This window comes from Myroides sp. LJL115 (assembly GCF_054871665.1).
Genome location: NZ_JBTXLS010000011.1, coordinates 47,812 through 69,578, shown reverse-complemented (window position 1 = coordinate 69,578; position 21,767 = coordinate 47,812). Strand labels below are relative to the sequence as shown.

Below are 21,767 nucleotides of genomic sequence, written 5' to 3'. Positions count from 1 at the left end.
ACATGGTTATAACCGTGCGGATTCTTATGGACTTTCTTGTATGGAAATGCAAGGAGCTATCACGATTTTTACTGTAAATATTAAAAGAATACTCAAAATAGTGGATAATGAGTAGCGAATGGAGCTATTTTGCATAAAAGATAGTATAAGGCCTTTTTTTAGGCTATTTAAGCCACCCAATAGTACAGCTAGAAAACAAATAACGCTTACAAAGAGACTTTAAAAAGTCCTTTATAAGCGTTATTTTTTGTCTTTAAAAAAGCTATTTCCTAAAAAGAGGCTACTTTATCAGTGCCCTCAGAATCACTTAGAGGCTTTTTTTATTTTACTCTTGAGATAGTTAATCCATCTCTGATTGGTAGAAGTACTGTTTCTATACGAGGGTCTTCCTGTAAAAGTCTATTATATTCGTTTAATGCAATAGTGCTTTTGTCGTTGTCTTTTATTTCTTCTAAAACTTTCCCTGACCACAATACATTATCTGAAAGAATTACTCCCCCTTTATTCATTTTTTTCATTACTAAATGAAAATAATTAATATAATTTGGTTTGTCAGCATCTATAAAAACCAAATCATATTTTTTATCTAGTGTAGGAATAATATCTATTGCACTTCCTAAATGCTGAGTGATTTGTTCCCCTTGCCCTGATAAGTCGAAGTACTTTCTTTGAAAATCAATTAACTCTTCTTTAATATCAATAGTATCAATATGCCCATTTTCACGTAGTCCTTCTGCAAGACATAAAGTAGCGTATCCTGTAAAAGTACCGATTTCAAGAATGTTTTCTGGACGTATAAGTTTTGAAATTATACTCAAAAATCTTCCTTGAAAATGACCACTTAACATGCGTGGTTGTAGTATTTTTTGATGGGTCTCAATGTCCAATTGTGCTAGTAGATCTGGTTCGTTTTCAGAATGAGTAGTAGCATAATTTTCTAATTCAGTAGATATAAAGTGCATTTTTGTGTATAATTAAAAATATGTGATGCAAAGATAAATCTTTATTGTTTATAGAAAAAGAAAAGGAGGTAACAGATTTTATTCGAGGTAATTTGCGTATTTTTAGTACTTATTGTTATTTTATTTTCATGAAAAAAGTTTGGAATTTCATCAAGGTACTACTTGGGTTAGTAGTTGTATTGACTGTAGTGGTTTACATCTTTAATTTACAATATTTAGTAACAGCTATAAGGAATACAATATTACGTGGACACTCTACCGCTTTTTTAGAGGATTATAAGTATTTGCCCACCCGTCTTATTGATGCCGGTACACTTGTGGACCCTTGGTCTGTTTCTAAGGATTATAACAAAGCGGTTATGCCTAGAACATTGGAAGATACTCTAACTAATCTAGAAACTACTGCTTTTTTAGTGATTAAAAAGGATAGTATTTGGTATGAGAGGTATTTTGATGGGTATGATAAAGATACTAAAAGCAATTCCTTCTCAATGGCTAAAAGTATTGTGGTAGCTGCATTAGGTAAGGCAATTGAACTAGGATATATTACTAGTTTACAAGAGAAAGTAATCTATTATTTGCCAGAACTCAAAGGGGAATATAGAGATAGTCTTAAGATAATTGATCTTGCAAGAATGTCTAGTGGCTTACATTGGGATGAAACCTATTATAGTCCTTTTTCTATTACTACTAAAGCATATTTTGATCGCGATCTTAGACAAGTAATGTATTCACTACCTATTGATCAGATGCCTGGGCAAGAATTTATTTATAAAAGTGGAGATACGCAGTTGTTAGCTATGGTTTTAGAAGAGGCTACTGGCAAGAATCTTTCAGAGTTTGTTAGTGATTATTTTTGGAAACCAATGGGGGCAGAAAACCCCGCTTTGTGGCAATTAGATTCTTCCAACCAAGGTATAGAAAAGGCGTTTTGTTGTTTTACTAGTAATGCGAGAGATTTTGCTAGATTTGGTAAACTTTATCTACAAGACGGAAAGTGGAATGATGAGCCAATCTTAGATAGTCTTTTTATAAAGCAATCTATCACCAAACAATTTGAAGATTCACCAGAGTACGGATTAGGTTGGTGGTTAGTAGATTTTCAAGGAAAGCAGTATTATTATATGAGAGGTCATTTAGGTCAATTTGTTATTGTAGATCCTGTGGAGGAGCTTATTATTGTTCGTTTGGGGCATAAAAAGGGGGTGCAAAGAGAGAATGATCCCCATAGTGATGACTTATATATCTATCTACAAGGTGTAACGGATATGATAAAAAACCATGACGTTAAATAAATGTTAAACAGTACTTATTGTGTAATTTGCATATGTAAAATATGTAATTTCGAGTATCAAGATTAGAAAAAAAATGAAAAATAATTATAAACATACCTATATGATTAAATTCCTTTTAAAGGGATAGGGGGTGTTGTATATAATACTTATTTTTTAGAAAATATATAATGTAGCCTCCGATTGTATCGGGGGCTTTTTTTTTAGATAAAATGAAAATAGCAATGATTCTAAAATATTTTATGCACAGTATTTGTTATAAAGGTATGTTTAAGCAATTTACCATTAAGGAAGTTGTGTCTATTCAAAAGAAGATTTAGTATATAATTATTATTATTATTTGTAAAATAATATAAGTGTTGTGTAGGTCCTTTTGATAGTAAAATATCTAAAGGACCTTTTTTTATAGTTTATAAGTGGTTAGTTTAAAGAAAAAAAAAATGAAGAAAGAAGTTTTAAAAGTATTAGGTTTTTCAGCAAGAAGTAGACAGTTTGCTGTAAAGACAGAGAGTTTTTCCTTAACAGTGGAAGATGGACGTGAGCTTGTACGTCGAAGAACTAAAGAATCTCAGGAGCTTGAATTAGCTGCTTTAGCTGGGAGTTTGCACTCTATTGGTTTTTTAATAGGGACAACTTTAAAATTAGATTTAAAATCTATTCAGATTGAAGTCCAAGGACATATTGCCGACCCATACAAAGTTCCGGAGTCTTTAGAAGATTTTCGCAAAATAGATGTTATTATAAAGCCAAGTTCAGAGGCTTCTATTGTTGTATTAAAAGAATGGATAGATGCCGTTAAGACTGCTTGTCCAGTATTTTCAGAATTTCGAAGTTCTACTCCTACGATAATTACTTTAGTGAAGGATTATGATCAGGTAAATGTGGCCTAAGTTATAAGATGCAGTACTTTTAAAGGTTAAACTGTTTTAATTAGAGTTATTAGTTTATTTTTGTTTTTTTAATTTTCACCTAAATCACTCTTGAAAGATATTACTTCTACGATATTACAGGTTAACAATTTATATGTTGATTTAATGCATAATAAAGGAGATGTCTCTTTATTGCGTGACATTAGCTTTTCTATTAAGAGCAATGAGGTAGTTGCAGTTGTAGGGGAAAGTGGTTCGGGTAAAAGTCTTACTGCTAAAGCTATTATGAATTTGCTTGATCCTAAATCTTTAAAGGTCAATAGTGGAGAGATACTTTTTAAGGGTAAAAATCTTTTAGACTATTCGGTTAAACAATTTAGAGAAATTCAAGGTAAGCAAATTGCTATGGTATTTCAAGAGCCTATGACGGCCTTGAACCCCACAATGCGCTGTGGTAAGCAAGTTTTAGAGCTTCTGTCTTTGCAGGATGTAAAATCGGGTAAGAAAGAATTAAAACAAAAGGTACTGCAGCTTTTTGCACAAGTTAATTTGCCAGATCCTCTTACCATATACAATAAGTATCCTCATGAGATTTCTGGTGGGCAGAAGCAAAGGGTAATGATTGCTATGGCAATCAGCTGTAATCCTAGTTTACTAATAGCAGATGAACCTACTACTGCTTTAGATGTTAGTGTGCAAAAGCAGATTATAGAACTACTTCTTGATTTACAGAGAAAAAACAAGATGAGTATTTTGTTTATATCTCATGATTTAGATTTGGTATCTTCTATTGCTGATAGGGTTATTGTTATGTATAGAGGTGATATTGTTGAAAATGGTTATACCTCTGAGGTATTTAATAATCCTTCAAATACCTATACTGAAGCATTATTAAATGCTAAACCTAAGGGAGATTATCGTCTACTTCGTCTACCTACAGTGGAAGACTTTCAGAACAATACTGTTGTTTTGGATAGGCAGACAAAGCAAATGAGAGATCTTTATCATAAAGATCTTTATGATAAGACTCCTATTTTGGAAATTAAAAATGTAATTAAAGACTTTTACACTAAGAAGAACTTGTTTTCTACCGTAGTTTTTCGCGCCTTGGATGGGGTTTCATTACAGCTTTATCCTGGAGAGACACTTGGGCTAGTAGGGCAGAGTGGCTGTGGTAAATCCACTTTAGGTAATTTAATATTAAAATTAGATGATGTCACTAGTGGAGAGATTCTCTATAGAGGTAGTGATATTTGCCAATTATCACAGTCTGATTTTAGGCCTATGCGAAAGGATATTCAGATTATATTTCAGGATCCTTATTCGAGTTTAAACCCTAGGATGACTATAGGCAAAGCTATTTTAGAGCCTATTGCATTATATAACTCTAATTTTAGTAAGCAAAGGTGCTATGATAAGGCAATGGAAATATTAGTAAATGTGGGGTTATCGGAAAAAGATTTTTATAAATATCCACATGAATTCTCTGGAGGACAAAGGCAAAGAGTTGGTATAGCACGTTGCATTGCGCTAGAGCCTAAAGTAATTGTATGTGATGAATCTGTTTCTGCTTTAGATATTTCTGTACAGGCTCAAGTTTTAAACTTGCTAAATGATTTAAAGAAATTATATGGCTTTAGCTATATTTTTATCTCCCATGACCTTACTGTAGTTAGGTATATGTCTGATCGTATTTTAGTTATGGATAAAGGAAGAATTGTAGAAGTTCAAGAAGCAGACGCATTATACAACAACCCCCAACACCCTTTTACCAAAGAACTAATTCATTGTAGTTTATAGAGTCTTCTCTCTAATAATTGTTTTAAACTCAATACCTAGAGAATCTAGTTCTTTCAAAATAGGCTCATAGAGTTGTCTACTTACAGGTATTTGTACTCCTGTTAAATCTACTTGTTTAGTTAATATTCTTAAAGCAGCGATGCCTAAAGGCAGTCCGACTGTTTTTGCCATTGCTGTAAAAGTAGAATCCTCTCCTATACAATGCATGGTAGAATCTAATTGATAATACTTGTGGTCTTGTTTATATTCTATTTGATGGTGCATAAGGACCATGTCTTTTTCATGTGAGCTCAAAGTCCATTTTTTCAATAAGATTTGCTCCATTAGTTGAGCAGGTGTTGCTCTTTTAAGAGCTAGTTTATTGTTGGCGTTAAACAGATCTAACTCTAAAATCTTTAACCATGTTTGCTGGTCAAGGGTATAAAGTATAGATTCTTCTATAGCAGTCTTAAAGTCCTTTGATTCTAAACTAGGTACAAAAAGAGAAATAAAATCTAGATTGCTAAATAGCTCAGTGTTTTCAATATAGTAAGTGTTATCTGTTAATCCAAGGTCTACTAGTACGCTCCAGGCCTTACAAAAGCCAGGCCTCCTGATAGTAGTGCGTTGCATAGTTTGTATATTATCTAACCCATATATTTTTTGGTATTTACAGGAATCTCTATTAAAATAAACTTCAAAGTCTCCAAGTGGGTTATTTAAAAGGGACTCAGCTCTTTTAAATAAATTAGTATAAGGTATGTATTGTAATTTATTATTCCATAAAAATTTAGCTGGTCCACCAGAACCTGCTAATACTACGTTGGTTGGATTCCAGGTGAATTTGTAATTCCATAGATTATCACAATTGTTTTCACTAAGTAAACCTCCACAGTGGGATTTATAAGAAAGTACTTTGGCCTTTTTTTGTTTAAGTTGATCCAAAAGGTGCATTGTACTTAGGTGGTCGATACCTGGATCTAGTCCTATTTCATTAAGAAATAGCAATCCTCTTTGTTTAACCTTCTGATCTAATTGTTGCATTTGTTCACTTACATAAGAAGCAGTAACTAGATTTTTGTTATATTCTAGACATTTTAAAGCAATCGTATATTGTGCATGTACAGGTACCATGGATAAAACAATATCACATTGTCGAATTAAAAGGTCTATTTGCTTTGGTGTGTTTATATCTAAGGTATGTAAACATAAATTAGTGCTATCCTGTAGAGTTTTTAAGTGTGGACTCCAGGTATAATCAGCTATATCTAGGATATAATCATATTTAGGAGCATTATCAAGTAGATATTGTATGAGGTAGTTGGTAGATCTACCTCCTCCTATTAATAGAATATGCTTTGCCATAATTTATTATTTACATGGTATTAAATATAAGAAAAACTAAGGATAATTTAAATATTATAAGGGAAAGAAATTACTTAATCATTTATTAATTAGTATCTTTGAAAGAAAATTTAATGGCAAAAAATGTTATAGGTACTGCTGCTTTGATAGGTGCAATAGGCATCATTTTAGGAGCATTTGGAGCACATGGCTTAAAAAATATTGTTTTAGATTCACAAGTAGCTACTTTTGAAATTGGGGTTAGATACCAAATTTACCATGCTCTTTTTTTACTAGTAGTAGGTCTATGTGGACTAATTGGCTTATTTTCAGATAGAGTTATAAAAAATGTAGCTATTTTGGTGATTATAGGGGTTTTATTTTTTAGCGGTTCTATTTATCTTTTGACGTTTAAAGACTTGATTGATATAAAGTTATCTTTTATTGGGCCAATTACCCCTATTGGAGGAGTATTTCTTATTTCTGCATGGTTAGTAGTTGCATTTCAAGCATTTAAGGCTAAAAAAATTATTAAATAGGGTTTTGTCTATTTATATTTTAAATTTATTTCTAAGTTTGCATAAGAATTAATACACAACATAAATAATGAAAATGGATATTTCAGAATCAATTTCACTTGATAAATATGGTATTAAAGATGTTGTAGAAGTTATCTATAATCCATCTTACGACGTTTTATTTAAGGAAGAGACAAATCCTGCTCTTTCAGGAAATGACAAAGGAGTAGTAACTGAATTAGGAGCTGTAAACGTGATGACAGGTGAATTCACTGGACGTTCTCCTAAGGACAAATACATCGTTAAAGATGAAGTTACTGAAAATACTATTTGGTGGAATTCCACTGAATCTCCAAACGACAATAAGCCAATTGACAACAAAACTTGGGATGCTCTAAAAGAGAATACAGTTGAGGAGTTATCTGGAAAAAGACTTTTCGTAGTAGACGCTTTTTGTGGAGCTAACGAAAATACGCGTTTGAAGGTTCGTTTTATCATGGAAGTAGCTTGGCAAGCACACTTTGTTACTAACATGTTTATTCGTCCAACAAAAGAGGAATTAGCCAATTTTGGAGAGCCTGATTTTGTGGTAATGAATGCTTCTAAAAGCACATTTAAACAATATAAAGACTACGGTTTAAACTCAGAGGTTTACGTTGCTTTTAATTTGACAGAAAAAATGCAAATTATTGGTGGTACTTGGTACGGTGGAGAAATGAAAAAAGGTTTATTCGCAATGATGAACTATTATTTACCACTAGAAGGTATTGCTTCTATGCACTGTTCTGCTAATAAAGGTAAAGATGGAGATGTTGCTGTTTTCTTCGGACTTTCAGGAACTGGAAAAACTACTTTATCTACAGATCCAAAACGTGAGTTAATTGGAGATGATGAGCATGGATGGGATGATGAGGGTGTATTCAACTTTGAAGGAGGTTGTTATGCTAAAACTATTAATCTTTCTCAGGAAAATGAGCCAGATATCTACGGAGCTATCCGTCGTGATGCTCTTTTAGAAAACGTAACAGTAGATGCAGATGGGAAAATCGATTTTAACGATGGTTCTGTAACTCAGAATACACGTGTTTCTTACCCTATCGATCATATTGAAAATATCGTAAAACCTGTATCGAAAGCTGGACCAGCTTCTAAAGTTATTTTCTTAACTGCAGATGCTTTTGGTGTAATGCCTCCAGTTTCTATATTAACCCCTGAACAAACTAAGTATTATTTCTTATCTGGATTTACTGCTAAGTTAGCTGGAACAGAGCGTGGTGTAACTAAGCCTGAGCCAACTTTCTCTGCTTGTTTCGGAAAAGCTTTCTTATCTCTTCACCCAACTAAATATGGAGAAGAATTAGTTAAGAAAATGGAGCAAAATAATGCTACTGCTTATATGGTTAATACTGGATGGAATGGTACTGGTAAGCGTATTTCTATTAAAGATACTCGTGCAATTATCGATAGAATCTTAGATGGTTCAATTGAAAATGCAGAAACAACTATTATTCCGATTTATAATTTAGAAGTACCTACAGCTTTAGAAGGAGTTAATACGGATATCTTAGATCCTCGTAATACTTATGAAGATGTTACGCAGTGGGAAGAGAAGGCTAAAGATTTAGCTGAACTTTTCATCGAAAACTTCAAATTATATTCTAATAATGAAGAAGGAAAAGCTTTAGTACAAGCTGGACCAAAATTATAAGAATTACCTATAATTAATAAATTAAAAAAAGCTCTTCTATTTTTAGAAGAGCTTTTTTTATATATGGTCAAAAAAAAACCTTCTTTTAAGAAGGTTTTTTTATTGTTATTTATTCACTGTTTGAATATACTTTTCTAATGCCATAGTCATAGATGGTGTTCCAGGAGCTGGCGCCATAATATCAACACGTAAGTCGTGATCTAAGGCTTCTTTTTGCGTTGTAGTACCAAATACAGCAATTCGTGTATTATCTTGGCTAAAATCAGGGAAGTTCTTAAATAAAGACTTGATACCTGTTGGGCTAAAGAAGGCTAATACATCATATTTCACGTCTGCTAAATCGGATAAGTCGCTCATTACTGTACGGTAGAATGTACCTGGAGTCCAGTTAACCTTTAATTCGTTTAATGTAGCTGGTACATCGTGATTCAATTGGTCAGAAGCTGGTAAAAGAAATTTTTCATCTTTATACTTCTTAATTAAAGGAGCTAAATCAACGAAGTCTTTCTGACCTACATAAATTTTTCTTTTTCTATATACAACATATTTCTGTAAGTAATATGCTACAGCTTCTGATTGACAGAAATACTTAAGTGACTCAGGTACTTTGTATCTCATTTCATCAGCAACTCTAAAGAAGTGATCTACAGAGTTTTTACTGGTTAGAATTATGGCTGTATAATTATTTAAATCAATTTTTTGATGTCTGACTTCCTTGGCTTCAACACCTTCAACATGTATAAAAGGTCTAAAGTCGATCTTTACTTTGTACTTTTGCTCAAGCTCAAAATAAGGAGAATTCTCCACTTTAGGGGCTGGTTGAGAAACCAAAATTGTTTTCACTTTCATAGTTATGTATCTTATTTATGCTCGAAAATTTTTAAACCAAAAATACAGCAAAAAATAGGGAGCTATTTCAAGGGTGCAAAGATACAAAATAAAATAGAACAACTTATTTAATATTATTTTTTGGTATGTTTTTATAAAAATTATATATAGTAATATATTGGTAATCACTATAATGCCTAGCAAGGTGTTTAGTAGTAATTTATTGGTTATATTGTTGTAAAATAATAGGATGTCGATACAAAGTAGAACTACACCGAAATAATTCCTATATGTGGCTTTTTGTAAATTAAGGGCATCGGCAAATTCTTCAATTTCAAAAGAGTTTGCTATTATTTTTTCTAGGAGGTATTTTCCTATTACAAAGAAAGCAAGGAAATTCAAGATTTGAATAAATGAAATAAGGTCTAAGCCTTGGATCACACCATAGCTTTGTAAGCAAATTTGAATGAAGAAAGCTAGGGCTATAAATTGTATAAAAATAAAAGATAGTGTAAAACTGTTTCTAATATTTGTATTGTCTTTATAGATTTTTAAATACTTATCGGAAATAACTAAACGGGTAAATTCTGCAAAGCGTATTCCAAAAACATTTTTATTAATAGCTATAATGGAGAATCCAATAAAGAAGAGCAGTGTCGCCCAATCTTTATTATATGTAATACGTTCTATTAAAATTAAATTCTCCATAACGAGTACAAAATTAAGAATTTTTTGCGATGTAATGAGTTTGTCTATTATTTAAGTTATAACTTTATCCAAAAAGGTTACTTTTGTAAACAAATTCAACAAAGATGCACTTAGGATTAGTCATTATTCCAACCTTTAATGAAGTAGATAATATCTCTCTGATTATTGAAGCTGTGTTTAGCTTGCCGCAGAAATTCGACATTCTAATTGTGGATGACAATTCTCCTGATGGTACTGCTCAAGTGGTAGAAAAGCTTCAAGAAAAGTACAAAGGCCAATTATTTTTAGAAGTTAGACAAGAGAAATCTGGTTTAGGAACAGCTTATGTTCACGGATTTAAATGGGCTTTAGATAGAGGTTATGATTTTGTGTGTGAGATGGATGCTGATTTTTCGCATAACCCAAAAGATTTACCTAAATTATTTGAGGCATGTAGAAAAACAAATGGCATTGCTATAGGCTCTCGTTATGTTACAGGTGTTAATGTTGTGAACTGGCCTTTGAGTAGAGTTCTACTGTCTTATGGAGCCTCTATGTATGTGAGATGGATTACTGGGATGAAGGTTAGAGATACTACAGCTGGTTTTGTTTGCTATCCTAGGGAGGTTTTAGAGAATATTGATTTGGAAAAAATACGCTTTGTAGGTTATGCTTTTCAAATTGAAATGAAATACAGGGTCTTTGTAAAGAAATATCCTATTACTGAAGTGCCAATTATATTTACAGATAGGACAAGAGGAAGCTCTAAAATGTCTAAAGGGATAATAAAAGAGGCTATTTTTGGAGTTGTTAATTTACGTATTCGAAAACTACTAAACACATTATAATGGTTAATTACCTAATTAAAAACGGAAAGATTGTCAATGAAGGCATTATTTTCGAAGCTGATATTCTAATAAAGGATGGAATTATTCAAGAAATTTCTAAGGAATTAGAAGTGGATTTTCCTGTAGAAATTATCGATGCAAAAGGTAAATTTGTTTTGCCTGGTATGATCGATGATCAAGTTCACTTTAGAGAACCAGGTTTAACCCATAAAGGAGATATTGCATCTGAATCTCAAGCTGCAGTTGCTGGTGGAATTACTTCCTTTATTGAACAACCTAACACAGTGCCCAATGCAGTTACGCAGGAGCTTTTGGAGCAAAAATACCAGATAGCTGCCCAAAGTAGTGTTGCCAACTATTCTTTTATGATGGGTGGTACTAATGATAACTTAGAAGAAGTGTTAAAAACGAATCCTCGAAATGTTGCGGGTATAAAATTGTTTTTAGGATCTTCAACTGGTAATATGTTAGTGGACAATCAAGAGGTGTTAGAAAAGATTTTCTCTAGTACATCTATGCTTATTGCTGTACATGCAGAAGATGAAGCTACTATTAAAGCTAATTTAGAAAAGCATCTTAAAGAATATGGGCAAGATATCCCAGTGGAATGTCATCCTATTATTCGAAGTGAAGAAGCTTGTTATTTATCCTCTTCTACAGCAATTAAGTTAGCTAAGAAGACAGGCGCTAGATTACACGTTTTTCACGTATCAACAGCTAAAGAAACTGAACTTTTCGATAATACGATTCCATTAAAAGATAAGAGGATTACAGCGGAAGTCTGTGTACACCATTTATGGTTTACTTCGGAAGATTATAAAGAAAAGGGGAATTTTATTAAATGGAATCCTGCAGTAAAAACCCAAAAGGACAAAGAAGGTTTATGGAAAGCACTTTTAGAAGATAAAATTGATGTGATAGCAACAGATCATGCTCCCCATACCTTAGAGGAAAAGAGTAAACCTTATTTAGAGGCTCCCTCAGGTGGACCTTTGGTTCAGCATGCTCTAACTGCTTTGTTTGAGTGTTATAAAGGAGGAAAGATTTCTTTAGAGAAATTAGTGGAGAAAACAGCTCATAATCCAGCAATTATTTTTCAAATTGAAAATAGAGGATTTATTAAAAAGGGCTATCATGCGGATATTGTGATTATTGATCCAGAGAATAACTGGACAGTGAATAGATCCAATGTATTATCTAAATGTGGATGGTCTCCTTTTGAAGGACAAGAGTTTACTAGTGCAGTTAGTAAAACTTTTGTAAATGGAAATTTAGTATATGACAAAGGCAAAGTTTTAAACCATGTGAAGGGACAAAGATTATTGTTTAAGCGCTAAAAATGCATAAGAATGAAGAGAGTTGTTTTATTTTTATTGGTAATGGTTTTTGTGGGCTGTAAGCAAGCAGCTAAAAAACCAGAGAATCTTATTGAAAAAAATAAGTTCGAAGAAATATTATATGATATTTCTTTGTTTTACTCCGTAAAGGGGCTCAATAGTTATAGTAAAGATTCAAATGATCGTTTGGATTTACAATCTGTTTTGAAAAGGCATGGACTAGATAGTCTTACTTTTACCCAAAGTAATCGTTACTATATTGGACTACATGATGGAACTTATAAGCAAATGCAAAGTAATGTTTTAAAGCGTATTGAAAAACAAAAGGCAATTGTTGATTCTCTATATAATCTAAGTTTAAATCAGCAAACCCAATTGGATACTGCACCTGTACTTGATTCAATTGAGAAACCTCGTAAATAATAACTAAGCAATAGACAGTATCTCTATTATATAAAATTAAAGGCCCCGTTTTAAAACGGAGCCTTTAATTTTATATGTTATTTCTGTAGCATGTGAATGGTAAACTAACTATTTGTTTTTGAAGTAATCTACTACTAAGGGTAAATATTGGGTGTAATCCGTTAATTTTCTATGTAGGAACTTTTCTATCTTGTCAGTATTGTAAATACTAATTGAATTTGCTGACCTTGCCATATCTCTAGTGAAAGATCTTTTTGATTTAGTCACAGCGCAAAATGCAGCATCTAAGCTATAGGCTATAGTACTAAGAAACTTACCTGCCTTGATTTTTGCTATTTTTTTATTACCGAGCTGCATACTGATGTAGTTCAGTAGGTCTTTATAAGAAATAGTATTAGAAACTAAAGTATAACGTTGGTTGTAAATAGGGCTTTGCATTAGTTGAATCATGCTATCTACCACGTCTTGTACATAAACAATTCCAGTACTTCCTTTTGTGTAAAAAGGTACTCCCTTTTTTATTTTCTGAATCATATCTGCACATGGACCCCATTGGAAGCCATCCGCAAAAATAATCCCTGGATTAACAATAATAACTTTTAAATTCTCTTGTGATCCTCTCCAAACTTCCATTTCTGCACCATATTTGGAAATAGAGTAATAGCTTTTATTAGTTTCTGGATTCCAAGGTGTCTTTTCATCGATAGCTATACAGGATTCAATAGGTTGTCCAAGGGCTGCAATAGAGCTTACATGACAGAACTTATCTATTTTAAAGTCAATAGCTAAATTGATTAGATTAGCTGTTCCTTGAATATTAATCTGTCTCATCTTTTCTTGATCTTTAGGGTCAAAAGACACTAAAGCCGCACAGTGAAAAACTTGTTTTACGCCTTCAAAGGCATGCTCCAAAGCAATGATATCTGTTAAATCTGCTTCAACCCAGTGAATCTTATCCCATAAGTCCAATTTGTTTTTGTAGTGAAAAAGGGATTTTGCTTTCTCTAGACTTTTGGGACTACGATAAATAGCACGAATTTCGTTGCCTTGTTCTAATAATTGTAGGGCTAAATGTGCTCCAAGTAAACCAGTAGCACCAGTTAGTAGGATCATAAGTGTGGTATAAAAAAGTTACTTAGTACAAAGTAAGACAAAGTCATACAAAATACAGGGAATTTCCATTTATTTTTCACTTAATCTTTTTTCAAATACTTTTTTGGATGGTTTTTGGTAAACCAAAGGTAAATTTATTTCAAAAGCTTACCTTTTGCACTATATTTGCTAAAATTTATTTAAATGAAAAATTTTATTGAAGAAGTGACTTGGAGAGGAATGCTCCACGATGTTATGCCAGGCACTGAAGAACATTTGTTGGAGCAGATGCGTATGGCGTATGTGGGTATTGACCCAACAGCGGATTCATTGCATATTGGACATTTAGTAAGCGTAATGCTTTTAAAACACTTTCAATTAGCAGGACATAAACCTTATGCTTTAATTGGAGGTGCTACTGGTATGGTTGGAGATCCTTCAGGAAAGTCAAACGAGAGAAACTTATTAGATGAAAAGACTCTTGCTCATAATCAACAAGCAATCAAAAATCAATTAAGCCGTTTTTTAGATTTTAATTCAGGGGAAGAAAATGCTGCGGTTTTAGTGAATAACTATGATTGGATGAAAGACTTTTCTTTTTTGGAGTTTATCCGTACAGTAGGTAAGCATATTACAGTGAACTACATGATGGCAAAAGATTCTGTGAAAAAACGCTTAAATGGAGAATTCCAAGATGGTATGTCTTTTACTGAATTTTGTTATCAATTACTTCAAGGATATGACTTTTTACATCTTTATGAAAAAGAAGGATTAACTCTTCAAATGGGAGGATCTGATCAGTGGGGTAATATTACTACAGGTACAGAATTAGTTCGTAGAATTGCTTCAGGGAAAGCTTATGCTTTAACTTGTCCTTTGATTACTAAAGCGGATGGTACTAAATTTGGAAAAACAGAGGGAGGGAATATTTGGCTTTCTGCAGAATATACTTCACCTTATAAATTTTACCAATATTGGGTAAACGTTTCGGATCAAGATGCAGAAAGATTTATCAAAATATTTACTTTCATCTCTAAGGAAGAAATCGAAGCTTTAATTAAAGAACATGAACAAGCACCTCATTTACGTGTTTTACAGAAGCGTTTAGCTAATGAAATCACTATCATGGTTCATGGTCAAGAACAACTTGATAATGCTGTGAAGGCATCAGGTATCTTATTTGGTAACTCTTCAAAAGAAGACTTACAGCAATTAGATGGAAAAACTTTCTTAGAAATTTTTGAAGGTGTTCCTCAAGCTATAGTTCAAAGAGAAGATATTGAAAATGGTCTTGGTATTGTTGAAGCTTTAGTGGAAAAAAGTTCTTTTTTACCATCTAATGGTGAAGCTAGACGTTCTCTAGTTGCAAATTCTATTTCAGTTAATAGACAGAAAGTTACAGAGGAATATGTAATAAATACCACTGATTTAATTAACAATGAATTTGTTTTATTACAAAAAGGAAAGAAAAATTATTTTATTTTACAGGTGAAATAGTTTATATAATCTCTTTTTTCTAGTTATAAAGTATAAAAAAGCTACTAATCCATGGATTAGTAGCTTTTTTTATTTTATAGAAATATACCATGTATGCGGTATATCATATTATGATATATGATTGTATATTTGCTTTATATGTAGGAATGGATAGCCGTTTTTTATTTTGAATTATTGTTATTGTTTAGGCTATCCTATTTCTACATTACTAGTATCATTATATTATACTCGATAAAATTTATTATTATGTTTAAATCAACAGCATTAGTGTTTTTCTATGGTTTTACAGCAAACATGACTCTTTCTTGTGGCTGTATGTGCTGTTGTATGTAATGATTTAGCCTACCCTTTTAATCCTTGTCTCTCAAGGATTGTTTTATTAGAAATTTCTAACCCAATTTATTAACCTAATTATTAATCTTTATCAAGCACCTAAGTGTTTTGGTGCGCAATTGTATTTATGCAAAAATTTCTACTTTTTTTATTAACAGTCTTTAGTGCCACGACTGTTTTGGCACAAAGCAGAACCATAACAGGTGTTGTCTATGATGACACTGGAGCACTACCAGGGGTAAGTGTTTTATTGGTAGGTACCGATCACGGGGCCATGACTGATTTTGACGGTAAATTCTCTATATCAGTAGAGGATAGTAGCGTTTTATTATTCTCTTACATAGGTTATCTAGATCAGAGAATTACTGTAGGGACAAAACAAGTTTTAGAAGTTCATCTAAAAGAGGATTTACAAACTTTAGAAGAAGTTGTAATTCAAGTGCCTTATGGGACGGCTAATCGTAAAACCTATACAGGATCGGTTGGAGTTGTATCTGGAGCAAATATTGAAAAAGCCCAAGTAAGTAATGTTTCTAAGGCTTTAGAGGGAAGTGTTGCAGGTCTTCAAAGTTTCTCCTCTAGTGGACAACCAGGCTCTGAGGCAACTATTCGTATTCGCGGAATTGGTTCAATTAATGCAGCTAGTGATCCTTTATTTGTAGTGGATGGTGTGCCTTATGAAGGTGGTTTATCTGCTATATCTGCATCAGATATTGAATCTATCTCTGTTTTAAAAGACGCTACTGCTGCAACTTTATACGGTTCTCGTGCTGCAAACGGGGTAATTATGATTACTACCAAGCAGGGGTTAAGGAATACGGATGCTGTGATAGATGTTACTTTTAAACAAGGTTTTTCAGATCGTGCACGTAAAGATTATACCCAAGTGAGTACAAATCAATATATGGAACTTCAATGGGAGGCTCTACGTAATGGAAGATTAGATAGTAATTCAGGCTCTATGCTTGAAGCAAATGAATATGCTACTCGAAACTTAATTGGTGCAATAGGAATAAATCCTTATGGGTTAGACAACCCTAGTCCAGTTGGTCTAGATGGTAAATTAAAATCAGGATTGAATCCACTTTGGAATGCAAACTGGGAAGACGCTTTAACACAGAATGCTTCTTATACTGACCTTAATCTACGTATTAGTGGTGGTGGAAAGAATTCGAGATATTATGTGTCTGGTGGTTTTTTAAATGATCAAGGATATGTTTTAGAGTCTGGCTTTAAAAGATTTAATTTGAGATCTAATATTGTTATAGATGCTAAAGATTGGTTAGAAGTAGGGGTGAACGTTTCTGCATCTCACTCTATTCAAGATTACCCAAAACAAGATGATAGTACTTTAAGTAACGTTATTCTAACTGCTAGAAGTTTACCAGGTTTTTATCCTATTTACCAACGTAACTTAACTACGGGAGAATACCTAATTGACCCTTCTACAGGTCAACGTATGTTTGATTTTGGAGCTTACCGTACTAGTTCTTATGCGAAGTACAATTTAGTAGCTTCTTTACCACATGACAAGAATCAATATATGCGTGATGTAGCAACATTTCGTACCTATGCTCAAATTCTTTTAAGAGACAACTTAAAGTTTAGAACATCTTTGAATGTGGATTACAATAGTACAAATACTCATAATGTAGTTAACCCTGATTTAGGGCCTTCACAAGAATATGGAGGAAGTGTATTAAGAGAGAATAATCGTACTGTGAGCTTAACATATAATAATGTTTTAAATTATAACCTAGATTTAAATGACAACTCTACTTTAGCTTTAATGGCTGGTCAGGAATATTTTCATCGCGATTCGAATTTCTTCGGAGGGGTTCGTGAACAAATTATCGCTATGGGATTTGAAGAACCAGATGCTGCTTCTCGTTTAGTTAGCTTTTATGGTAAGGCAGATGCTTATAGAATGTTGAGTTTCTTTGGAAATGCACAATACTCTTATGATGGGAAGTATTTCTTATCTGCTTCTTATCGTGCTGATGGTTCATCTCGTTTTGAAAAAGGTAACCGTTGGGGATCTTTCTGGTCTGTAGGAGCTTCTTGGAGATTAGATGAAGAACAATTCCTAAGCGCTGCTAAGGATACATTCTTAAATAACTTACTTTTTAAAGCAAGTTATGGAGGGCAAGGAAATGATAATATTGGTTTATATGCTTATCAAGGACTTTATGCTATTCAAAATAACTTAGGAGAGTCTGGTTTAATTCCTTCAAGGCTACCAACACCTAATTTATCTTGGGAAACTAACTTAAACTTAAACATTGGGATTGATTTTGCCATGTTTGACTATCGTTTAAATGGTTCTGTGGAGTATTTTGAAAGACAAAGTAAAGATTTATTATTTGCTAGAAATTTAGCTCCTTCTATGGGATACACTTCTACAGATGTAAATATTGGAGGAATTAAAAACTATGGTTGGGAATTTTCTTTAGATGGTTACCCAATCCGTACTGAGGACTGGAAACTTCACGTAGGTTTAAATTTAACTGCATATAAAAACAAAATTACTTCTTTACCAAGTGATGAGATGTGGAAGGGGAATAAGCTTTGGACAAAAGGTGGGTCTATTTATGACTTTTACTTAATGGAATGGGCTGGTGTTAATCCTTTAAACGGAAATGCACAATGGTATATACAAAATAGCGATGGTAGTAAAACAATTACAGAGGATTATAGCCAGTTAAAAGTAAAAGATAGAGTATATAAAGGAAGTGCTTTACCAGATGTTTCTGGTGGATTCTTTACTAATTTGCATTATAAATCTTTTCAATTATCTGCCAACTTTGTTTACGTGATTGGAGGTAAAATATACAATAGAGATAAACTTTCTTTATACAGACAAAGTGCTGCTGGAAATACTTGGAGTATTGACATGATGGATCGTTGGACACCTGAAAATCCTGATGCAGATGTTGCTAGGTTAACAAGTAATCCTAAGAGTAATTGGACGCAGGAATCTGACCGATTCTTAGTGGATAGAACTTTCTTAAAGTTAAAGAATCTTACTTTCTCTTATGACTTACCAAAGAGTTTGCTAAGTAAAGCTAAGATTAATTCGGCATCTGTTTTTATGCAAGCAGAGAACCTATTCACTTTGACAAAGGAGCAAGGATTGGATCCTGAGCAAACTTTTGATGGTGTGACTTATTATAGATATCCTGCAATGAGAACAATCTCTGTAGGTGTTAACGTGAAATTTTAAGAGTCAAAAAAGATGAAAAATAAATTATTAAAATATATAGCAGCAGTTATTGTTGTATCTACTACATTAACCGGATGTGATTTAGAGACTTCACCTACCAATGCAGTTTCAAGTAAAGACGTTTATAAAACAGCAAGTGGTGGAGAAAAAGTTCTAGTCGGTACATGGGGAAATTTAATGGAATCCTTTAGTACATATGCTAATCCTGGTTATGGTGCTTTTTTAAGAACTAGTGATGCAATGGGTAGTGATGTAGTTGTTAATCTAAAATATGGTTTTACAGGACAATATGCCTTTAATACTTTATACTCAAAAGGCGGAACTAATACTTTTAGTTGGAATTTAACCTATCGTACTATTAATAGTGTCAATGAAGTTATCGCTAATGTTCCACAAAGTGAGGGAGATGTAAATTATAAACAACGTATTATAGGACAGGCATATGCCTTTAGAGGATTTTTGTATTTGCATTTAGCCTCTAGTTATGGTTTTGCAGTAGATTTCGATCCGCACAAATTAATTGCTCCGATCTATACAGAGCCAACTGGGCCAGATACAGAAGGTCAGCCTGCTTCTTCGGTTATACAAGTTTATAATCAAGCTTTAAGTGATTTAGAGCAAGCTTTAGAACTTATACCAAGTGATTATGTACGTGATTCAAAATATAAATTCGATCGTTCTGTTGTATTAGGACTTTTATCTCGTGCTAATTTATATGCCCAAAATTGGGATAAAGCAGTGGAGTACTCTCAGGAGTTATTAAACGAGCAAGCTACTAGTATTTTAATGAACGAAGCCCAGTATAAAAGTGGATTTAGTGATGTAAGTAATCCAGAATGGATTTGGGGTCATCCACAGACAGCTGAACAAAATGGGGCTTCTTATCAGTTTAATTACTTAGATGTAACAAGTCAGCAGAGTTATTACTTTAGCTTTAATGCTGATCCTTATTTCGCTGATTTGTTTGATCAAGACGATTATCGTAAGTCAATGATGTATTGGGCTCCTGATCCAAGTATACTTAAGCCAGAAAATGGTACCACAGCTTACTTTAGATATGCCAAATTTAAATTTAAAGGTGCTCAAGTAGCGGATATTGTTCTAATGCGTAATTCTGAGATTTATTTAATCAATGCAGAAGCGAACGCTCATTTGCAAAATAATGCTCAAGCACTTGAATCTTTAAATGCTTTAAAGCGTGCAAGAGGAGCTAAGGAAATCTCCCAGTTATCTGGTAAAGATTTACTAGAGCAAATATGGATTGAGAGAAGAAAAGAATTATTTGGAGAAGGATTTGCTTTAGTTGATATTATTAGAAATCAACAAAGTGTAGTTAGAAAAGATTTCCCTCAAACAGACCTTATTCCTTATACTTATAAAGTAATGAATAGTGATGGCCAAATAACTGAGGTAACTGTAGGTCTTTTACCTCAGGGGCATAGAATTTTAAATTTCCCTGATAAATCTAGCTTTACACCTAATAGCGACTATTATTTGTACCGCATTCCAGAGATTGAAGAATTAGAGAATAAAAATTTATTCCCTCAAGCAAAAAAATAAAGAAGTAAAAATAGCCAGAGAAATTGATCTCTGGCTATTTTATTTTATATAGGTTAAGATATTTTAAAAAATAAATAATTATATCTTTGTTATTAAAATTGAAATTATGCATCATATAGCAATAGTTGAGCACCAAGACTTTAGTAAGTATGCAATTATAAAACTATTGGAAGAGTGTTGTAGAAAGCCCATTAAATGCCATGATGTAACCAGTATGCAGGAATTAAAGTTGTTTTTAAATAAATATAAAAACAGTAGCATTATAATAGATGGACAGAGTTATCAAATGGAGTCGCAAAAGGAACATTTATTGTTTTTAAAACAAGAGTATGTACATTGTAATTGGTTGTTTATTTTTGATAACATATCAGGAGGTTGGTTAAAAAGATTGATGCAGGTGAATTGGCCAGATTTGTCTATTCTTTTAAAAGATGATTCTTTAGAAGTACTCTGTAAAGGCCTTGGTGAATTCCTACATGGTAGAACTTATTTATCTGATCAAGTGTGTGACATTTTAAAAGAGCAAGAGAATGCCTTTTTTAAAGTCGAAGAGGTACTCACTCAAGTAGAGAGAGAAGTTTTACGTGAAATAGCAGCAGGTAAAACTAATAAAGAAATTGCTCAAGACAGAAGTATTAGTATACATACTGTAGTAACCCATCGTAAAAATATTTTTAAGAAATTAGAAGTAAATAATGTCTACGATGCCAGTAGGTATGCGATTCGTGCAGGAATATTCACAGTGAATGATTACTATATCTAATGTTGCTTATCTATATAAAATAAAAAGAGTTTTGAACTTGTTCAAAACTCTTTTTATTTTATATACTTTTTTTTTAAAAAAAGGACTAGCCTTGATTTTTAAAAATTTCTTTATTGATTTCATCGATATATTCTAATACTTCGTCACGACCTATTTTGTCAGTGGATGAGGTAACAAAGTGCTTTGGCATTTCTTCCCAATTATCAGCAAGCATTTTCTTTCTATAATCAGCAACTAAAGAATGTACTTTTTGTTTCCCAACTTTATCTGCTTTTGTGAATATAATACAAAAAGGAATTTCATTCTCTCCTAAGTATTGCATAAACTCTAAATCTACTTTTTGAGCTTCATGACGAATGTCTATTAAAACAAAGGCGCAAACAAGTTGAGGCCTTAATTCGAAATAATCGGTAATAAATTGTTGAAAGGTTGCTTTAGTTTTTTTACTAACTTTAGCGTATCCATATCCTGGTAAATCTACTAAAAACCAATTTGAATTGATTTTAAAGTGATTTATTAATTGTGTTTTTCCTGGTCTTGAAGATGTTTTAGCTAAATACTTTTGATTAGTTAGCATATTGATCAACGAAGACTTTCCTACATTAGATCTTCCAATAAATGCGTATTCTGGTAAAGGCTCATTAGGGCATTTACTTACTTCGGAATTACTAATTACAAATTCAGCTGTATTTATTTTCATGACG

The 21,767-nt window shown here is 32.7% G+C and carries 18 protein-coding genes; 12 read left to right on the top strand and 6 right to left on the bottom strand.

The window, feature by feature from the left end:
* Positions 1–320 precede the first annotated feature (320 nt).
* Positions 321–962 carry an O-methyltransferase gene (locus tag ACYSNX_RS04615; protein WP_461753515.1) on the bottom strand — a complete coding sequence of 214 codons (642 nt, stop codon included), beginning with the start codon at positions 960–962 and terminating at the stop codon, positions 321–323.
* A 128-nt stretch (positions 963–1,090) separates the two neighbouring features.
* Here ACYSNX_RS04615 and ACYSNX_RS04610 point away from each other — a divergent pair, with 128 nt between their 5' ends.
* The 3 genes from ACYSNX_RS04610 (at position 1,091) to ACYSNX_RS04600 (ending at position 4,923) form a co-directional block, all read left to right on the top strand.
* Positions 1,091–2,257, top strand: coding sequence for a serine hydrolase domain-containing protein (locus tag ACYSNX_RS04610; protein WP_461753514.1), 1,167 nt, complete (start codon positions 1,091–1,093; stop codon positions 2,255–2,257).
* 437 nt (positions 2,258–2,694) lie between these two features.
* Complete coding sequence (locus tag ACYSNX_RS04605) at positions 2,695–3,144, top strand: OsmC family protein (protein ID WP_461753513.1); 450 nt, start codon at positions 2,695–2,697, stop codon at positions 3,142–3,144.
* A gap of 144 nt (positions 3,145–3,288) precedes the next feature.
* Complete coding sequence (locus ACYSNX_RS04600; RefSeq protein WP_461753517.1) at positions 3,289–4,923, top strand: dipeptide ABC transporter ATP-binding protein; 1,635 nt, start codon at positions 3,289–3,291, stop codon at positions 4,921–4,923.
* On the opposite strand, the gene ACYSNX_RS04595 is transcribed toward ACYSNX_RS04600, so the two are convergent.
* Positions 4,918–6,267: a saccharopine dehydrogenase C-terminal domain-containing protein gene (locus tag ACYSNX_RS04595; RefSeq protein WP_461753512.1), complete on the bottom strand. Its 1,350-nt coding sequence runs from the start codon at positions 6,265–6,267 to the stop codon at positions 4,918–4,920. The genes ACYSNX_RS04600 and ACYSNX_RS04595 overlap by 6 nt on opposite strands.
* Positions 6,268–6,380: 113 nt before the next feature.
* On the opposite strand from ACYSNX_RS04595, the gene ACYSNX_RS04590 reads away from it, so the two are divergent.
* Both ACYSNX_RS04590 and pckA read left to right on the top strand, forming a co-directional pair.
* Complete coding sequence (locus tag ACYSNX_RS04590; RefSeq protein ID WP_461753516.1) at positions 6,381–6,785, top strand: DUF423 domain-containing protein; 405 nt, start codon at positions 6,381–6,383, stop codon at positions 6,783–6,785.
* A gap of 73 nt (positions 6,786–6,858) precedes the next feature.
* A complete protein-coding gene (gene pckA, locus ACYSNX_RS04585; RefSeq protein WP_461753511.1) occupies positions 6,859–8,472 on the top strand; it encodes a phosphoenolpyruvate carboxykinase (ATP) in 1,614 nt (537 codons plus the stop codon).
* Between the two features lie 105 nt (positions 8,473–8,577).
* On the opposite strand, the gene ACYSNX_RS04580 is transcribed toward pckA, so the two are convergent.
* Both ACYSNX_RS04580 and ACYSNX_RS04575 read right to left on the bottom strand, forming a co-directional pair.
* A complete protein-coding gene (locus tag ACYSNX_RS04580) occupies positions 8,578–9,321 on the bottom strand; it encodes a uroporphyrinogen-III synthase (protein ID WP_461753510.1) in 744 nt (247 codons plus the stop codon).
* Between the two features lie 15 nt (positions 9,322–9,336).
* Complete coding sequence (locus tag ACYSNX_RS04575; protein WP_461753509.1) at positions 9,337–10,008, bottom strand: DUF4271 domain-containing protein; 672 nt, start codon at positions 10,006–10,008, stop codon at positions 9,337–9,339.
* Positions 10,009–10,112: 104 nt separating this feature from the next.
* Between ACYSNX_RS04575 and ACYSNX_RS04570 the strand changes: the two genes are divergently transcribed.
* The 3 genes from ACYSNX_RS04570 to ACYSNX_RS04560 are packed head-to-tail and all read left to right on the top strand — an operon-like array spanning position 10,113 to position 12,595.
* The gene (locus ACYSNX_RS04570) at positions 10,113–10,835 is read left to right on the top strand and encodes a polyprenol monophosphomannose synthase (RefSeq protein ID WP_461753508.1); all 723 of its coding nucleotides are present in this window, start codon (positions 10,113–10,115) and stop codon (positions 10,833–10,835) included.
* On the top strand, positions 10,835–12,172 hold the full coding sequence (locus ACYSNX_RS04565; protein ID WP_461753507.1) for a dihydroorotase: 1,338 nt from the start codon (positions 10,835–10,837) through the stop codon (positions 12,170–12,172). The genes ACYSNX_RS04570 and ACYSNX_RS04565 overlap by 1 nt, the downstream gene beginning before the upstream one ends.
* 12 nt (positions 12,173–12,184) lie before the next feature.
* A complete protein-coding gene (locus ACYSNX_RS04560; RefSeq protein ID WP_461753506.1) occupies positions 12,185–12,595 on the top strand; it encodes a DUF4296 domain-containing protein in 411 nt (136 codons plus the stop codon).
* A gap of 108 nt (positions 12,596–12,703) precedes the next feature.
* Here ACYSNX_RS04560 and ACYSNX_RS04555 read toward each other — a convergent pair whose 3' ends face one another.
* Positions 12,704–13,708 carry an NAD-dependent epimerase/dehydratase family protein gene (locus tag ACYSNX_RS04555; RefSeq protein ID WP_461753505.1) on the bottom strand — a complete coding sequence of 335 codons (1,005 nt, stop codon included), beginning with the start codon at positions 13,706–13,708 and terminating at the stop codon, positions 12,704–12,706.
* Positions 13,709–13,891: 183 nt separating this feature from the next.
* Here ACYSNX_RS04555 and tyrS point away from each other — a divergent pair, with 183 nt between their 5' ends.
* The 4 genes from tyrS to ACYSNX_RS04535 all read left to right on the top strand — a co-directional run bounded on the left by tyrS (position 13,892) and on the right by ACYSNX_RS04535 (position 21,063).
* Entirely contained in the window at positions 13,892–15,184 is a 1,293-nt protein-coding gene (gene tyrS, locus ACYSNX_RS04550; protein WP_461753504.1) for a tyrosine--tRNA ligase, read from the top strand.
* Between the two features lie 460 nt (positions 15,185–15,644).
* Positions 15,645–18,740 carry a SusC/RagA family TonB-linked outer membrane protein gene (locus ACYSNX_RS04545; protein WP_461753503.1) on the top strand — a complete coding sequence of 1,032 codons (3,096 nt, stop codon included), beginning with the start codon at positions 15,645–15,647 and terminating at the stop codon, positions 18,738–18,740.
* A 12-nt stretch (positions 18,741–18,752) separates the two neighbouring features.
* Complete coding sequence (locus ACYSNX_RS04540) at positions 18,753–20,300, top strand: RagB/SusD family nutrient uptake outer membrane protein (RefSeq protein WP_461753502.1); 1,548 nt, start codon at positions 18,753–18,755, stop codon at positions 20,298–20,300.
* A 106-nt stretch (positions 20,301–20,406) separates the two neighbouring features.
* A complete protein-coding gene (locus tag ACYSNX_RS04535) occupies positions 20,407–21,063 on the top strand; it encodes a response regulator transcription factor (RefSeq protein ID WP_461753501.1) in 657 nt (218 codons plus the stop codon).
* An 85-nt stretch (positions 21,064–21,148) separates the two neighbouring features.
* Here ACYSNX_RS04535 and yihA read toward each other — a convergent pair whose 3' ends face one another.
* Complete coding sequence (gene yihA / locus ACYSNX_RS04530) at positions 21,149–21,763, bottom strand: ribosome biogenesis GTP-binding protein YihA/YsxC (RefSeq protein WP_461753500.1); 615 nt, start codon at positions 21,761–21,763, stop codon at positions 21,149–21,151.
* Positions 21,764–21,767: the final 4 nt, after the last annotated feature.

Bases quoted from the DNA above. Each gene is read 5' to 3' on its own strand.
- ACYSNX_RS04540 (WP_461753502.1), top strand. From the start codon at position 18,753: ATGAAAAATAAATTATTAAAATATATAGCAGCAGTTATTGTTGTATCT.
- ACYSNX_RS04600 (WP_461753517.1), top strand. From the start codon at position 3,289: ATGCATAATAAAGGAGATGTCTCTTTATTGCGTGACATTAGCTTTTCT.
- ACYSNX_RS04615 (WP_461753515.1), bottom strand. From the start codon at position 962: ATGCACTTTATATCTACTGAATTAGAAAATTATGCTACTACTCATTCT.
- yihA (WP_461753500.1), bottom strand. From the start codon at position 21,763: ATGAAAATAAATACAGCTGAATTTGTAATTAGTAATTCCGAAGTAAGT.
- ACYSNX_RS04560 (WP_461753506.1), top strand. From the start codon at position 12,185: ATGAAGAGAGTTGTTTTATTTTTATTGGTAATGGTTTTTGTGGGCTGT.
- ACYSNX_RS04580 (WP_461753510.1), bottom strand. From the start codon at position 9,321: ATGAAAGTGAAAACAATTTTGGTTTCTCAACCAGCCCCTAAAGTGGAG.
- pckA (WP_461753511.1), top strand. From the start codon at position 6,859: ATGGATATTTCAGAATCAATTTCACTTGATAAATATGGTATTAAAGAT.
- tyrS (WP_461753504.1), top strand. From the start codon at position 13,892: ATGAAAAATTTTATTGAAGAAGTGACTTGGAGAGGAATGCTCCACGAT.
- ACYSNX_RS04535 (WP_461753501.1), top strand. From the start codon at position 20,407: ATGCATCATATAGCAATAGTTGAGCACCAAGACTTTAGTAAGTATGCA.
- ACYSNX_RS04610 (WP_461753514.1), top strand. From the start codon at position 1,091: ATGAAAAAAGTTTGGAATTTCATCAAGGTACTACTTGGGTTAGTAGTT.
- ACYSNX_RS04595 (WP_461753512.1), bottom strand. From the start codon at position 6,267: ATGGCAAAGCATATTCTATTAATAGGAGGAGGTAGATCTACCAACTAC.
- ACYSNX_RS04605 (WP_461753513.1), top strand. From the start codon at position 2,695: ATGAAGAAAGAAGTTTTAAAAGTATTAGGTTTTTCAGCAAGAAGTAGA.
- ACYSNX_RS04565 (WP_461753507.1), top strand. From the start codon at position 10,835: ATGGTTAATTACCTAATTAAAAACGGAAAGATTGTCAATGAAGGCATT.
- ACYSNX_RS04555 (WP_461753505.1), bottom strand. From the start codon at position 13,708: ATGATCCTACTAACTGGTGCTACTGGTTTACTTGGAGCACATTTAGCC.
- ACYSNX_RS04590 (WP_461753516.1), top strand. From the start codon at position 6,381: ATGGCAAAAAATGTTATAGGTACTGCTGCTTTGATAGGTGCAATAGGC.
- ACYSNX_RS04575 (WP_461753509.1), bottom strand. From the start codon at position 10,008: ATGGAGAATTTAATTTTAATAGAACGTATTACATATAATAAAGATTGG.
- ACYSNX_RS04570 (WP_461753508.1), top strand. From the start codon at position 10,113: ATGCACTTAGGATTAGTCATTATTCCAACCTTTAATGAAGTAGATAAT.
- ACYSNX_RS04545 (WP_461753503.1), top strand. From the start codon at position 15,645: ATGCAAAAATTTCTACTTTTTTTATTAACAGTCTTTAGTGCCACGACT.